The sequence below is a fragment of the Pseudoalteromonas sp. UG3-2 genome (assembly GCF_037120705.1).
In the GTDB taxonomy this organism is placed as follows: Bacteria; Pseudomonadota; Gammaproteobacteria; order Enterobacterales; family Alteromonadaceae; genus Pseudoalteromonas.
The window spans coordinates 2210773-2223995 of sequence record NZ_JAWLJU010000002.1; the positions used below are offsets into that span (position 1 = coordinate 2210773).

Annotated in this window: 18 protein-coding genes; 7 read left to right on the forward strand and 11 right to left on the reverse strand. The window is 39.2% G+C overall.

Annotated features, from left to right (window positions below):
* Window positions 1-10: 10 nt before the first annotated feature.
* On the reverse strand, window positions 11-625 hold the full coding sequence (locus R3P39_RS13005; RefSeq protein WP_336567964.1) for a PQ-loop repeat-containing protein: 615 nt from the start codon (window positions 623-625) through the stop codon (window positions 11-13).
* A gap of 212 nt (window positions 626-837) precedes the next feature.
* Here R3P39_RS13005 and R3P39_RS13010 point away from each other — a divergent pair, with 212 nt between their 5' ends.
* The gene (locus R3P39_RS13010) at window positions 838-1086 is read left to right on the forward strand and encodes a hypothetical protein (RefSeq protein ID WP_336567966.1); all 249 of its coding nucleotides are present in this window, start codon (window positions 838-840) and stop codon (window positions 1084-1086) included.
* A gap of 667 nt (window positions 1087-1753) precedes the next feature.
* Here the strand turns inward: R3P39_RS13010 and tnpA are convergent.
* A complete protein-coding gene (tnpA, locus tag R3P39_RS13015) occupies window positions 1754-1897 on the reverse strand; it encodes an IS66 family insertion sequence element accessory protein TnpA (RefSeq protein WP_336567968.1) in 144 nt (47 codons plus the stop codon).
* A gap of 117 nt (window positions 1898-2014) precedes the next feature.
* Between tnpA and R3P39_RS13020 the strand changes: the two genes are divergently transcribed.
* From R3P39_RS13020 to R3P39_RS13045, 6 genes are all read left to right on the forward strand, one after another.
* Window positions 2015-2338: a tyrosine-type recombinase/integrase gene (locus R3P39_RS13020; protein ID WP_336567969.1), complete on the forward strand. Its 324-nt coding sequence runs from the start codon at window positions 2015-2017 to the stop codon at window positions 2336-2338.
* 59 nt (window positions 2339-2397) lie between these two features.
* Window positions 2398-2553 carry a hypothetical protein gene (locus R3P39_RS13025; RefSeq protein ID WP_336567971.1) on the forward strand — a complete coding sequence of 52 codons (156 nt, stop codon included), beginning with the start codon at window positions 2398-2400 and terminating at the stop codon, window positions 2551-2553.
* Window positions 2543-3130, forward strand: a complete 588-nt coding sequence (locus R3P39_RS13030; RefSeq protein ID WP_336567972.1) for a Fic/DOC family protein — start codon at window positions 2543-2545, stop codon at window positions 3128-3130. Before R3P39_RS13025 ends, R3P39_RS13030 begins: the two co-directional genes overlap by 11 nt.
* Before the next feature lie 47 nt (window positions 3131-3177).
* A complete protein-coding gene (locus tag R3P39_RS13035; protein WP_336567973.1) occupies window positions 3178-3777 on the forward strand; it encodes an RHS repeat-associated core domain-containing protein in 600 nt (199 codons plus the stop codon).
* 8 nt (window positions 3778-3785) lie between these two features.
* Window positions 3786-4121, forward strand: a complete 336-nt coding sequence (locus tag R3P39_RS13040; protein WP_336567974.1) for a DUF6572 domain-containing protein — start codon at window positions 3786-3788, stop codon at window positions 4119-4121.
* 221 nt (window positions 4122-4342) lie between these two features.
* On the forward strand, window positions 4343-4984 hold the full coding sequence (locus R3P39_RS13045) for a hypothetical protein (protein ID WP_336567975.1): 642 nt from the start codon (window positions 4343-4345) through the stop codon (window positions 4982-4984).
* Between the two features lie 95 nt (window positions 4985-5079).
* On the opposite strand, the gene R3P39_RS13050 is transcribed toward R3P39_RS13045, so the two are convergent.
* The 9 genes from R3P39_RS13050 to R3P39_RS13090 all read right to left on the reverse strand — a co-directional run bounded on the left by R3P39_RS13050 (window position 5080) and on the right by R3P39_RS13090 (window position 13197).
* Entirely contained in the window at window positions 5080-5538 is a 459-nt protein-coding gene (locus R3P39_RS13050; RefSeq protein WP_336567977.1) for a DUF3592 domain-containing protein, read from the reverse strand.
* Window positions 5539-5540: 2 nt separating this feature from the next.
* A complete protein-coding gene (locus R3P39_RS13055) occupies window positions 5541-6179 on the reverse strand; it encodes an RHS repeat-associated core domain-containing protein (protein ID WP_336567978.1) in 639 nt (212 codons plus the stop codon).
* 374 nt (window positions 6180-6553) lie between these two features.
* Window positions 6554-7270 carry an RHS repeat-associated core domain-containing protein gene (locus R3P39_RS13060; RefSeq protein ID WP_336567979.1) on the reverse strand — a complete coding sequence of 239 codons (717 nt, stop codon included), beginning with the start codon at window positions 7268-7270 and terminating at the stop codon, window positions 6554-6556.
* A gap of 140 nt (window positions 7271-7410) precedes the next feature.
* Entirely contained in the window at window positions 7411-8370 is a 960-nt protein-coding gene (locus tag R3P39_RS13065; RefSeq protein WP_336567980.1) for a tyrosine-type recombinase/integrase, read from the reverse strand.
* The gene (locus tag R3P39_RS13070) at window positions 8357-8842 is read right to left on the reverse strand and encodes a hypothetical protein (RefSeq protein ID WP_336567981.1); all 486 of its coding nucleotides are present in this window, start codon (window positions 8840-8842) and stop codon (window positions 8357-8359) included. The genes R3P39_RS13065 and R3P39_RS13070 overlap by 14 nt, the downstream gene beginning before the upstream one ends.
* A gap of 29 nt (window positions 8843-8871) precedes the next feature.
* Entirely contained in the window at window positions 8872-9636 is a 765-nt protein-coding gene (gene istB, locus R3P39_RS13075) for an IS21-like element helper ATPase IstB (protein ID WP_336567982.1), read from the reverse strand.
* Window positions 9626-11173, reverse strand: a complete 1548-nt coding sequence (istA, locus tag R3P39_RS13080; protein ID WP_336567983.1) for an IS21 family transposase — start codon at window positions 11171-11173, stop codon at window positions 9626-9628. The genes istB and istA overlap by 11 nt, the downstream gene beginning before the upstream one ends.
* A 1287-nt stretch (window positions 11174-12460) precedes the next feature.
* Entirely contained in the window at window positions 12461-12706 is a 246-nt protein-coding gene (locus tag R3P39_RS13085) for a hypothetical protein (protein WP_336567985.1), read from the reverse strand.
* Window positions 12703-13197: a hypothetical protein gene (locus R3P39_RS13090; RefSeq protein ID WP_336567986.1), complete on the reverse strand. Its 495-nt coding sequence runs from the start codon at window positions 13195-13197 to the stop codon at window positions 12703-12705. Before R3P39_RS13090 ends, R3P39_RS13085 begins: the two co-directional genes overlap by 4 nt.
* Window positions 13198-13223 lie beyond the last annotated feature (26 nt).

The window sequence follows — 13223 nt, forward strand, 5'->3', positions numbered from 1 at the left end:
CAATTGATTATTAGGCTAAGGCTGGGCGTGAACGGTAATACTGCATGCAGGCCATCTGTGCGGCATTGGTGAGTAATATCATCACAAAGGTCAGTATGTGAGACACACTAACGTGGCTTAGGCTCAGCTCAGCAGCAAGCCCAGTTGCCCCTGCAATAAATTGCAAAGAGAAGTAACGCGCACTTAAGTTAGAAACATCGCCACTTTTAATGGTTTTATACGTTTGCGGCATAACTCGAATCGAGCTCATTACTAATCCCACATACGTCAATGTGTTCAATAATACGGCGGGCTCAACGCCATCGATTGGCAACAGTAAGAATGGCAACAACGACGCCAAGAGTAACCCTGTTAATTGATTACGTTGCTGTTTACTGGCATTGTATCTAACGAAATAGTATAAAATTAATGAACTCAAGGTACCTGTTACTACAAACGGCAGTACCATGTAAAAACGCTCAAAAAAGACATTGTAAGCAATAAAGTAGAGGCTTTGGGCAACACCAAAGCTCATCATTAGCAGCGATAGTCCCGATACACTGCGATTTTTACGAATTTTCCTGATCAACGGGATAAAACTAAAAACCAAAATAAACGAAGAAATGATCGGTAAATACTCGCTCAATGCCAACTCCAATTATCAAAATGTTGCGAAATTTAAGGTGCTGTAAAACCCACAAAAACAGAAGGTAAACAATTGTTTTTATTGGTTTTATTTTTGGAGGCGCGCATTTTACGAGCTATTGTTGTAAATACAACCACAGCGGCTATATCTACTTTAGCGAGATTGGCAATACTGTGATACAGCTGTATAGATAACAATACAAGGAAATGAACATGGTTAGGCTTTTATTAATTTTTGCCGTGGTTTTGATAACAGGCTGCAAGAGCACTCCAGGTGATGCCCCAAAAAAGGTAACGACGGAGTCGGTAAGCGCATTATTTAATCACCGCGCATTTATGCCGCAAAACATTCCTAGCGAGTCCTCATTGTTCACCCTACCAGACAGCGAAAAACAAAAGCTGCACCAGCACTTTCAGCGCATGAAAAATAAAAACAGCAGCAAAGATGAATTCGGGCACTAATAAACTAGATTAGAGGTAGTTAAATTGAAAATTTGGAAGAGCCTTATTTTGACGTGGGTGATTCTTCTTATCAGCATTATCGCTTATTCTGTATCTGTTGATGGTGGAATAAGCGCTGATGATTACTCAAAATACCTTGGTATTTTGTTTTGGGGAGTGACAATAATAGTGAGCATTTATCCACTAGGGTTTATTATTTTTAAGCGAAAACTATTAGACTCAATGAATGCCGCGAAGCTATTTTTCATAGCTTTACTATGCCCGTTTGTTGGAAGCTTGTATGCGTACATAAAATTAAGAAAGTTACAAAATGAGTTTTTATGAATCTGATATAGCAGTAATTTTGTTTTTACTGTTTGGGGGCAATTCAATTATAAAAGGAAGGATTGAACTTCAATTGGGCTAGGGAAACAAGGAGTTAACACTATTATTAAAAAAGCTCCATCACATAAAAAAGAAATATCGCTGAATAGTTGGAAGGCTCGTGCTACGGGAGCTGCGTTTATTTGTTTGGGTTTAGTTGTACTAGCTCAGACTTGACCTGACAGTTACCCGGGTAGTGTTTAGAAATCTGTGTCATTTCACTAGAATATACAAAAGAGGAATGATACATGAGCAAAGAATTCGATTTAGACAAAGCAGTTGAAGCGCTGCGAGCAGGCCAGACTTAACCGGCAAAGATGGCTCGTCGGTCATAAAATGTTGTGACGCTAAGGTGATGCTCCTGACAAAAGGCTCGGACAGATAAGCCGCTTTGGGTATGCTGCTCAATCAGTTGCTGCCACTGCTCGGCAGTCCTATGTTTAGGCATGTTTTACTCCATGGTTGATTGGAGTTTAAAGCTACCTTTATAAAACCGCGGTTACTAGGTGTGGTTTAGCGGACGGACACGGTATAATTTCAGCAAATTTGCCACGGAACTGCGGCAATGGTTATTCGGAACTGTGGTCATGAAACCCCGGAATTTACAGCTAACAACGGAAAACGTTATTTACCGGGAAAGTTGTCTGATATGGCATCTCAGTATGTGAAATTAGCAGGTTTCGACCGAACTGGCGCGTGTCACTTATACCGTCACAATACGGCAACAACGATGTTAGACAATGGTGCCGATCTTCGCCATATCCAAGAAATGCTGGGCCATGCCAGTATTCTCACCACACAACTCTATACACACGTTAGCCGTAAAAAGTTATCTGAAGTTTATGAAGCAACACATCCCTCGGCCGTGAAAGGAAGTGGTTTGTTTTGAAGTATTGGCATAACTATATCGCTAAGTTATACTTAAGCAGTCTGATAAGAGGTGTATTTATGGCTGTTACTTCGGTAAAAAAAACAGAGAATGCTCGAACATTCATACCTAAAATGAGCAACTTTGAAATAAGTTCTAAGTACGAAGGTTTGAGCTTTAAAAAAGAAAGCTTAAGCAAATCGATTGCTGATCTAAAAGCGAAGTATGCGAGATAAATATGGCGTTGCTCAGGATAGTTATTGTTATCCAAAATCTGATGTATTAGTTAATAAACTTAATATTACGAATGCAGACGAGTTAGCGAAAGCTGAACTAGAGTTTACCGCTTTTAGGTATAGTGAATACACATCTAACATCAAATCCCTCGACGAGTTTAATTTAAATCACTTACAACACCTCCACTGGTATTTATTTCAAGACGTGTATGCTTGGGCTGGCGAAATTAGAACTGTTGATATTTCCAAAGGTGATACTCGGTTTTGTACATGTTCACGCATTGATGTTGAAGTTAAAAAGCAGTTCCAACAAATCGGATCATTGGATATAAACGCCGATAAAGCTGAACTCTTAGTTCAGCTTGCGGATATATACTGTGAATTGAATATTATTCACCCCTTTAGGGAGGGAAATGGTAGAACTCAACGTTTTTTCTTTGAGGAACTACTATTTTTCTTAGGCATGATTGTTAATTGGCCTGACATATCAAAAGATGAATGGGTTCAAGCAAACATCGATGGCTATTACGGCAATTTAAACCCATTGTACAAAATCCTAACACTAGCGACGCGATAACTTAGCCTAAGCAGTTTATGTTTGTATCGTAGCCATTACTAATTTATATGCAGGCACGATACTATGATCCAGTTATCGGGCGTTTTTATTCGAATGATCCAGTTGATGCTATGGGTCATTTAAGCTCTGGGAACATTCAAGGCTTTTATAGATACAACTACGCATACAACAACCCTTATAAATATACCGACCCTGATGGCAAACACCCGCTTTTATGGTTTATAGGTAAAGAAATTGCTGGTGCAATTTTTGAAGAAGCTACTGGAGTACCTGTCCCTTCGGCTAAAAATGCAGGAAAAGCAGCGGCTAAACAGTTAGCGAAAAATAAAGCTGCTGGTGCGGCTTTCGAGAAACAAGTTAAGGGCCAATTGCAGAAAACTGATACAGACGTAGCGGAACAGGTGACTATACAAACTAAAAGTGGAACTAAAACTAGATTAGATTTCGTTAGTAAAGATTCTAGCGGAAATGTAAAATGTACTGAGTGTAAGGCTTCGCCAACAGCTCCTCTAACAAAGAATCAGAAGGCTGGTTTCCCAGAAATAGCTGAATCAGGAGGTACTGTGGTTGGAAAAGGTAAGCCGGGTTTTCCGGGAGGTACTAAAATACCACCCACGAAGGTCGATATAATCAGGAAGGATAATTAGGGGTTTTTATGTCTGTTTTAGATTCAGATGTAGTTGATGCAATTAGTATTAATGATGCAGAAGAAGTTGTTCTAACCATTACAGATCATTTAGGTTGGGAAGATGAGCACGAGCACTTATTACTTCTACAAGAAAAGATAAATACTTACCTTAGCTTTGTAGAAAGTGGGGAAATTTATGATTCATATGCCAAAGCCGATGGTAAAAGCATTGTTATTGAAGTTGTATCTCAATTTGAGCTATCAAGTGGTGCAGAAGACTTCTTAACTAAAGCTAAAGGTGCTATTGCAAATGCAGGATTTGAGTTAAGACAAAAGGTTTTTACTGAAATTCAAACACATTAACTTTTTGCTACTTGAGCACTTTGAATCCAAAGCCTCGCACTCGCGAGGCTTTGTTTTTTCTGGGCCTAGTGGCTTTTGGTTTGTTTTCAAGGCTGGTTGAACTGATTTGAATCCAACCAAATCATCTCGCACTAGCTGAGCATCGCTTGTGATTTTTTGTATTCCTCACTTGAAAACCACTGTGTTTATATCCATATGCAAAGTTGAGTTAGAAAATGTCTGTGGGCTTATCTTCTAGCATCATAGCTATTGCTCAGGGCAGTGATGTTAGGGCATTAGTTTTTTTGATTTTAAATTTATTAATAAGGAATTTCATGACTCCGACTGATTTTGGACTGGGGGTATTGGCAAGTTATTTTGCAAATACTATTGATAAGGTAATCAAGCTGAATGGCAATGATGAATCACCCGAACCGCAATTAAAAGAAGACACAGAGGTTCATAAAGCTAGAAAGTTTAGAACTTTCGATGCACGCTATGGTATTCCTAGTGCTTTGGATGATATAGAGAAACCTCTAGTGTCTATTCTGATAGAACGAAACCCATCCACTCATTACAACTTACCTTGTGTAGTAATTGAATCAAGAGCCAATGGTGAATGGTATGTAATGTCCAAAGGAAATATCTCATTTCAGGGATCTGGCGGAGGTCTGTCACATGCAAAAAGTTTTATCTCAAAACTTAAAGAAAAAAATGCCGATATAGGTGTTTGGGTGTATGACAACTCTTTAGTCGATGACCTTTCAAATGGTTATACACTTTGGCCCGAAATTAAAGGAAAAGGAATTCCTCTAAGAAGCTTTATTGAAGATGATGCTTCATGGAAAGAAATTGTAGAAAAAGCAACAGCGATGTCATATTAAAAGTATCGCCTAGTTTAATTTGTAGCAAAGCCTCGCGAGTGCGAGGCTTTGGATTCAAAATTAAGTATTCCGATTTCTGGTTAATCGTCTCAAAATTAAGTATTCCGATTTCTGGTTAATCGTCTTAAGTTAAAACCTGAAAAGAACACTAGGCCAATGCATGCAAGAAACAAAATTAGAACCCCTTTATCTAACCCACTAATTAGGTATGCATCTCTTGGATTAGCAGGATCATAATAAACACTAACTTTACTTTGAGGTTTATATTGCTTAAGAAGCTCATCCTTTTCAGATAGGGTTAGCATTTTTTTTGAAGACGATACTCTTTGACTGGAATAGCTTTTTCCATCAACGGCATATTCGTATTCAATTTCTAAAATGTAACGTTCTTTGTTGTGATCTATTCTTTGCCCCTTCGACGAGATTACAGTCCCTGTTACCTCAGGCCATTCTCTTGTCTCCATTCCTTCTATGATTAAAGAAACGAGGTACATGCTCCATAAAGATGCACCAATAAGCATTATGATGAAAAACCATTTATTGTTATTAAACATATTTAGCACGCTGTTCCGGGGTTAGCCATACATTTGTCCACAGCTTCACTGACAGCTTTAGCCGCAGAACTTATGGCATTTGTAACGTTATTAATTGTATCTGGTATAGATATATTAACTTCACCTTGTCCACCTACACCAACACTAACACCAAGGTTAGGATCAAGGTTAACTCCGTTTGAATCTATTTTCAGGGCGCTTTCGAGACAACCTCCATGTTTTCCACCTGATGACGTTGAGTATTCACCTTCATATTTAGCGGTTTCTTCGCCCAGACCCAAACTAACATCAGCAGTCGCCTTCGCAGATGCAGTGTTACCTTTGTAAGAACTTTTTTCAGTGGTAAAACTAATATCAGTTCCAACCTCTCCACCTGCTCTTACGGAACCTCCAGCAGAGACAGATAACTCAAATGTCTCATCATCAAAGCTTGCTTCAATGTTGAAAGCACCACCAGTAATACCAACAGCCTTCAAGCCAAAATTAACTTTCCAGCGAGTCGTACCTGTTGGGTCCGTATATGAATAAGGGTTGTTGCCCACATAAGAGTAGCGATTAAATGTCGTTATATCACCAGTAAAACCAACCGGATCATTCGAATAAAAACGCCCGATGACTGGATCATAGTATCGTGCCTGCATATACAGTAATCGTATATACGTTCCACTGTAACCGAGTTAAAAATTTAATATATACAGACAGTTACAGTATAGTCGATTTTATTGCAGTCACAAAAAAGCCCGTATCTACGGGCTTTGGATTCAAAATAATATTTTTTAATGTCTCAAACTACGACCCATTTTTTCTTTTCAGCACTTTAATCAGTACATTAAGATTAAAAATGTAAAATAGAATCACTATAAACATTGAAGCTACTTTGAACCATGAGTATGCATATTCAATACTCCAACCATAACCAAAATAAAATAGGCACGTAATTGCACCAATTCCCAGTACACTTGCAATAGGTATATAGAAAACATACTGGAGGATTAGTTGCTTTTTAGTCATAACTTTAACAGCCTCCATCTTGTTTACAATTCGTCATGACAGTATCTGCCACAGAAGTAACCGCGTTTGTAGAGTTACCTACAACGTTACCTAAAGTTGCTCCGGGTTGCGAGTTATTAAACATGGGGACTGCTTTAGCATTTCCGAATGAAGTTTGAGATCCATTTGCTTGCATCTTCCCTGCACCAGCTCCAGCAACTAGTCCAAGACCTGCACCTTTCCCTGTAGCTTCCAGAACTTGTCCTCCATCAACTGTACCTGTTTTATCCAGTTGATTTAGAGTATTACTTACTGCGCTTGTAACGCCACCAGAAATTTCACCACTTAATCCTTCTGTTAATACTTTAGATGCACCAGACCCCATTCCAGACGCTGGTTTTGTTAATGCACCTATAGCTTTTCGAGCCAAGTTCCCAGCAGCACCACCCGTACCGCCAGATATGAAACCGATACCAGCTTGCTTCCCTACTTCCCCCCAGTTGCTTACACTTCCATCTCTTGCAATCTGTGTAATAGCCTCGGCAACACCACCAATAAAAGCGCCTAAAACAAATTGACCATACTCACCGTCAGGATCAACATACTTATATGGATTGTTATTTGCGTAAGCATAACGGTTAAATCCATGCACGGCATTGCCACGAGCGATATGACCCATCACATCAACAGGATCATTCGAGTAAAAACGACCTATGACTGGATCATAGTATCGTGCCTGCATATACAGTAATCGGATCTACGATCCACAAGGGACGCACCGATGCAAAAACAGAAGGTTGAATTTAAAAAGAACGTAGCAAACAAGCCTTTGTTTAATTTACGTTATTTCAGGTGTAGCGACAAGCCATTACTTTGATACCCTTACTTGAACAAGCCGCTACTTTTTTGTGCTGATGGATGGCTGTTTTTGTATACGGCAGTCAGTTTGTTTCTACTGACGAAGGTGTATATCTGTGTCGTATTGATACTAGAGTGACCCAGCATTTCTTGGACGTGGCGAAGGTCAGCACCATTGTCCAACATGGTTGTCGCGGTAGCATGACGAAATAGGTAACAAGACCCCTGTCGGTTGATGCCAGCCAACTTCACGTAACCTGATACCATATCTGACAATTTATTAGGCCGATATTGTTTACCTTGGTTATCAAGAAACAGAACGTTAGTTGACCCAACAAACGTAAACCTAGGACGAATTTTGGCGATATATAGTGCTAACCACTCACATGCCTGTAGACTAATTGGCACAATGCGTTCTTTATCACCTTTACCATGATTGATACGTAACAAGCGCTCTGCGAAATCAACATCGTCCAGTTCGAGAAAAGATAATTCAGTGCGACGAATACCTGATGCAAAGAAGGTTTCCAGTATCACGCGATCTCGAAAGCCTCGAATACCAAACACTAAAGTTTGTTTCAGTATCCGCTCTATTTCTTCAACACTAAAAATAGCCTTGGGTAGTTGACGTCCACGGCTTGGTAATTCTAAGTGTTCCAACGAGTGCTTGGCTAAAACTTCTTTCATGTAAAGGGTCTTAACAAAGGTTTTTACGAAGGTCACTAGGTTACGCTTTTGTGCTTTAGAAAGAGGTTGGTTATCTAAAGGCTTGCGATAGCTATTCAGGTATTCGATGTAGTCGTCCATCAATTCGAGGTTAATGTCGTCGATATAACGAACGTTCTGAGGCAAGCACCAGATATAGAAGCGTTTCAAACCCGAGTACTTGCCCCGAATGGTATCGCTACTTTGACCTTTCGCTAGGCAAATCTTTAGATAATATTTCACGCATCGCCAGATACGACGTGACTTAGGTTTTTCCACAAATTAATTCCTTAGCTCGTTTCATTGCCAGCTTTTCAAACGCATCAGGTTTCGGTTTCTTCCAATAAACAATGACTTCATCCCAGTATCGGATGCGCTCAGCAATTCGATACCCAACCGCTGCCTTTATGTGCCCGTCATCATCAAAGCTAGGGAAGATGACACAGCCACGAAACAGTTCGTGGCCTGTGGCGCGAAGAATACCAAAGCGCTGTAACGAGCCTCGTATCGCGCCACCTTCAAACGTTCGGGCTTTAGGAATGTATCTGCCTAAGGTGCGGTCGCATAACCCTATCAACGGGTTATCTAAGAGCTTTTCAGGCACTCGTTCTTCACGAACTAAAAATTCCTGAGCAATATCACTGTGCATGAATCGCTCATGGTAGTATTGAAAAACTTGGTTCAAATAAACTTCGTCATAATTAATATCATTAACTAGTGATAAGTAATCACCTTCACTTTCTTGCTTCATCGTTTTGGCCTCAATTTGTCATTACGGGGTTACGGCTTATCCACCTTCGAGTGGCGACTGCCTCGACGTCTACGACGGATGGACTCTCCCTTTAAGTGCAGGATGTGAGCACCATGAACAATTCGATCTAAAGTAGAATCCGCTATGGTTTGATCTTGAAATGCGTCATACCAGTCGCCGACTGGGTATTGAGAGGTAATAATTAATGATGAGCGCTGATCCCTTGATTCTATTATTTCGAACAATAGATGGCGGGCAACGTTATCTAATAAAGCCACTCCCCAGTCGTCAAGAACCAATACTTCGATTTTCTTGACCCAATTACGAAACTTCTCAAACTCACCTTCATTGTGAGCAGCTTGCATTTTAAGCAGTAAAGATTGAAAGCGAATGAACATCACTCTATGCGTTTTATGCAGAGCTTCATTTGCTATCGCACAAGCAATGTAGGTTTTGCCCGTGCCTGTGGCACCGTGTAATATGATGTGTTGATAGTGGGTGATCCATTGACACTCAGCTAGCTTTTGGATCTGGTGACGTTTTAAGTTTGGGTGAAGTAGATAATCAATCTCTGATACTCTAGCATTAGGCCAGCGAAGTTTCGCTCGCGCAGTTAAGTTAGCAATTTTACGGTTTATCTCAAAGTCTTGTTGAGCGACTAACAAATGTGTTAATCGCTCTTCAAATGATGCGTCATCAAATTGATGAGACTCAAACTGTTGCATTAAGGCTTCTGCAAATCCTTTTAGCCTTAATGCTTGGCATAGTTCGATAAGCTGCTTACTATTCATCATTGCCTCCATCCTCGTAATAAGACTTACCTCGAATGTTTGAATGAGTGATAGAGTTCTCTGTTTCTACTGATCCTTCATAAGCCTTGGCACTGATAATCATTGTTAACTCATCAGCACATGGAACATCTTTACCGTGGGCTAGTGCATAACGACACGCCGCTTCAAAGACCTCGGCACCATGTTGTTCACACAATTTTTTAATCCCTTTCGCTCTGGTGTTAATAGCTCTTGATTGAGGGTTTTTGATGCCTTTGTAGAGCTTTTTAAACAGCTTATGCGAATAAATGCCAACGTCTTTCGCCCACGCCAGAAAGTAGCTTTTACCATGTAGCAAGTCTGCATGATGTGACGGGTGCATGTGCTTAGGTAAAGTTGTACAACCATCACTGGCTGATAACAGGTGGGTAGTAACGAGCTTGTGTTTATAAAAAACATTTAGCTTCTCTCGATAAACCTGAACAGTGACTTTTTCACCACAAAGGTCATAAGGTACTGAATAGTCATGACCATCAAATTGAATATGATAATGAGGCGGTACAGTTTTAATGAACTCGTTGATAATTGGATTAAAAGGTGTCTTCGGCAACGGGCTTAAAGCGGGACCATCAAGCTGCTCAAAAAGCTGGTTACGGCTGGTATCTGTATTTTGCAGGGGGAGCGCGTTGAGTTTTTCTACTTCGGACACTAAATGTTGATTCAGTTCATCCAAACTAAAAAATGTAAAATCCGAGTTCATTACACGCAAGATACGTTGGGTAATAAACTTGACCCCCTGTTCAGCCAACGACTTATCTTGTGGATGCCCTACACGGCAGGCATGGATAAGACAATGAAAGTGCTCAGCTAAATCGTCTACTGTGCGGACAAGTTTTGGCGGATTACCAGCTTTTTTGACCAACCCTTTTGCATTATCAATGACAATAACTTGGGGAACACCGCCAAAGTACGCTAACATTTCTCGAATACCTGCTACCCAATCTTGGGTTGTTTGGCCAGTGGTAGCGTAGGCAAATAGTTTATTTGATGCCCCCAAACATCCGATGAATACAGAAGCCGTTTTTTGCTTTCTATTTTCTATATACGTTAAACTCGTTCCTGCATAGTCTATAAACGCTTCTTCACCAACGAAATGACGTTGACGCATAGTGACTTTTCTGGTCTTCAAAAAGTGTCTCACTAACTCAAAAAATCGACTTCTTCCATAAGCGGTATGCGGATCAACATCAACATACTCCAAGTACAGGACGGTTAGAGTTTTACCTTTTCGTTTCAGTACTTCCCTTTGAATGTCGTCATAGGGTGGTGGTCGTTTAGACGAGCGTCGAGCCAAAGAGACGGGATGAAATATCGCATAAATTTGATCATCATCCATTTCAAGTATTTCACTTGCTGAATACTTGCTTTGTTCAAACCGTTTAAGCATTTCATTGACGGTAAAATGAGAGCAATGATTCATTGCTGCATTTTGACGAGAACTCAATGTTGGCTGGACAAATTTGTTGTGCACAATTTGTCTGATAGTTTGCTCTGACAACATAGCCTATCTCCTCATAGAGAGAAGTTATTAGGTACCAGCAAGGTATATCCCTATGTAAGTGTGCTGAGCACCTAAATAGTTATATAATTTCCTGCGTGCAGTACGGCGCTATGCCATAATTTCCAATAGCAGGTTGACATGCACAAGAAAGGATCTAGACTCAGAGGTAAATCATCGCAACCAAACTTTGATTTCAACCCTAAGCCATGGATTCGTTCATGGCTTTTGTGTTTTGGCGTTATTCAACGCTTGTAAACTTCATCAGAACCAAGTCATTTTCATCACCTTCTTCATTTAACTTTATGTAAATAAAATTCAGTAATTAGTTCAGTTGTAGTCTATTTAGGGGAGTTCTTCAAGAAACGAGGCGCTCTGTCACAAACAACTTAAAAGTAGATACTTAATCAGCTTAAATTTAAGTATTTTGCGAATCATTGTACAACGATATTATAAATAACAATTGATACAAGCCCTTAATAGTGAATGCAAAAAGTGCGCGCGAAAAGTGGCAATTATTATTTATGAGACGTTAGACCCAAAAACACATCATAAAGGCTATTTTTGTATTTAAACTTTATTTTTGATATCTTAACGTGGCTTATCTCTAGTCTTATCACCTAAATCCGCAGCAGTAAGAAATTAAAGCAAATATCGAAACGTAAAAATTGAAGCTTTGGTAGCACCACTACGGTGGCAGTCTTTACTGGTAGTACTGGCAGAAAAGATTTGGCAATGAGGCAGAATTTAAACCGATAACTAGACAGATATTATCGGAATATACACCTGTAAATTCCATTCCAAACCTTCCTAAAAAACCAATGTCTGCTGCCAGAGTACCAATAATTATCATCCATGACTGACACTCAAATCTGCCAAACACGTTAATCATTGTACAAACCAGTAAGTTTGAATATTTACTGTTCTTTATAAAAATGAATTAAGCGAGGTCTATTTCTATAAGATTTGGCACTCCGACTTGATTTATGAGTTTGAAACTTTTTTGAGAAACATAAAGCAGACCGCAAATATATGTTGAATCGTGCACTCTGCTGGATTCAAGGCGGGTTAGATCAATTAAGCCTTGTCAACAAGTATTCAAATACAAGCCAGCTAATCCCATCAGAACGAAAAAGCCCCGTTTCTAGGTTAGAACGAGGCTTTGGGTTCAAATATTAGAGCTTGCTGGGTCAGTTGAGTGCAAAACGCAAGACCTAACCCCTTTATCTTGTTCAACTTTGGGTAGGTGTCCTTTTTTTATTTTAATGTTTATTTAGCTTCTCCTTTATTTCAATCTCCAAAATGCTCATTTTTTGGCTCAACCGTTTTTGAATTATTTTCAAACGTAACTTTATGAGTTGAGTTTTTTTTCTCTGTATATAGAAATATAAAGATACCGACAGCGCCAAAAAAGGGCAAAAACCAAATTAAAAAAGCTTGTGCTTTTTTTTGAAATCCATCAAGGACATCACTAGCTACAACCATACAAGTCACTATTATATTAATTAACAACAGCGAAAATAATAAAAAAATCATTTGGAATAAATCTCTTTTTCGATAGCTGATTTTAATATACCACATGAATTAACATATAATTTTACATCAATCTGAAAAAATGTAATGCATAGTAAATTATCTTCATTTGAAAAAGTGCAACCTTGCACCTCACACCATGGGATCAAAATATATTTTTTTGATTTGGAGTACTTGAGAAAAAGCAGTAAGCCCTTTTCATGACTTTCTATGGATAGTTTTTGCACGTAACCGTTTAAAAAACCTTGTTCAAACTCAATCTCTAAATCTGCTGGTTCCAATTCTGTACCAATGGAAGTTACCTGTGAAATTAACGACCTATTTAATTTCAAACCCAAAAGAGATGCTAGAAAAAAAAGGATTAACAAAATTAAGATGAAGATAAAAAAGCTATTTAAGGTTTGCCATTGAGTAATAAATGTTGTCACAAGGGCGGCACTAATAAGAATAAGTACAGCCAACACAATTAACTTTTTATGTAACTTTTTCAGCATAATGCTCCCCTGTGAACTTTAGAAGT

What these genes read in the sequence shown, in the direction of transcription:
- R3P39_RS13085 (WP_336567985.1), bottom strand. Translation starts at nt 12,706, where the DNA reads ATGATTTTTTTATTATTTTCGCTGTTGTTAATTAATATAATAGTGACT.
- R3P39_RS13030 (WP_336567972.1), top strand. Translation starts at nt 2,543, where the DNA reads ATGCGAGATAAATATGGCGTTGCTCAGGATAGTTATTGTTATCCAAAA.
- R3P39_RS13060 (WP_336567979.1), bottom strand. Translation starts at nt 7,270, where the DNA reads ATGCAGGCACGATACTATGATCCAGTCATAGGTCGTTTTTACTCGAAT.
- R3P39_RS13055 (WP_336567978.1), bottom strand. Translation starts at nt 6,179, where the DNA reads ATGCAGGCACGATACTATGATCCAGTCATCGGGCGTTTTTATTCGAAT.
- istB (WP_336567982.1), bottom strand. Translation starts at nt 9,636, where the DNA reads ATGATGAATAGTAAGCAGCTTATCGAACTATGCCAAGCATTAAGGCTA.
- R3P39_RS13035 (WP_336567973.1), top strand. Translation starts at nt 3,178, where the DNA reads ATGCAGGCACGATACTATGATCCAGTTATCGGGCGTTTTTATTCGAAT.
- R3P39_RS13040 (WP_336567974.1), top strand. Translation starts at nt 3,786, where the DNA reads ATGTCTGTTTTAGATTCAGATGTAGTTGATGCAATTAGTATTAATGAT.
- R3P39_RS13010 (WP_336567966.1), top strand. Translation starts at nt 838, where the DNA reads ATGGTTAGGCTTTTATTAATTTTTGCCGTGGTTTTGATAACAGGCTGC.
- R3P39_RS13090 (WP_336567986.1), bottom strand. Translation starts at nt 13,197, where the DNA reads ATGCTGAAAAAGTTACATAAAAAGTTAATTGTGTTGGCTGTACTTATT.
- R3P39_RS13025 (WP_336567971.1), top strand. Translation starts at nt 2,398, where the DNA reads ATGGCTGTTACTTCGGTAAAAAAAACAGAGAATGCTCGAACATTCATA.
- R3P39_RS13070 (WP_336567981.1), bottom strand. Translation starts at nt 8,842, where the DNA reads ATGAAGCAAGAAAGTGAAGGTGATTACTTATCACTAGTTAATGATATT.
- tnpA (WP_336567968.1), bottom strand. Translation starts at nt 1,897, where the DNA reads ATGCCTAAACATAGGACTGCCGAGCAGTGGCAGCAACTGATTGAGCAG.
- R3P39_RS13050 (WP_336567977.1), bottom strand. Translation starts at nt 5,538, where the DNA reads ATGTTTAATAACAATAAATGGTTTTTCATCATAATGCTTATTGGTGCA.
- istA (WP_336567983.1), bottom strand. Translation starts at nt 11,173, where the DNA reads ATGTTGTCAGAGCAAACTATCAGACAAATTGTGCACAACAAATTTGTC.
- R3P39_RS13020 (WP_336567969.1), top strand. Translation starts at nt 2,015, where the DNA reads ATGGTTATTCGGAACTGTGGTCATGAAACCCCGGAATTTACAGCTAAC.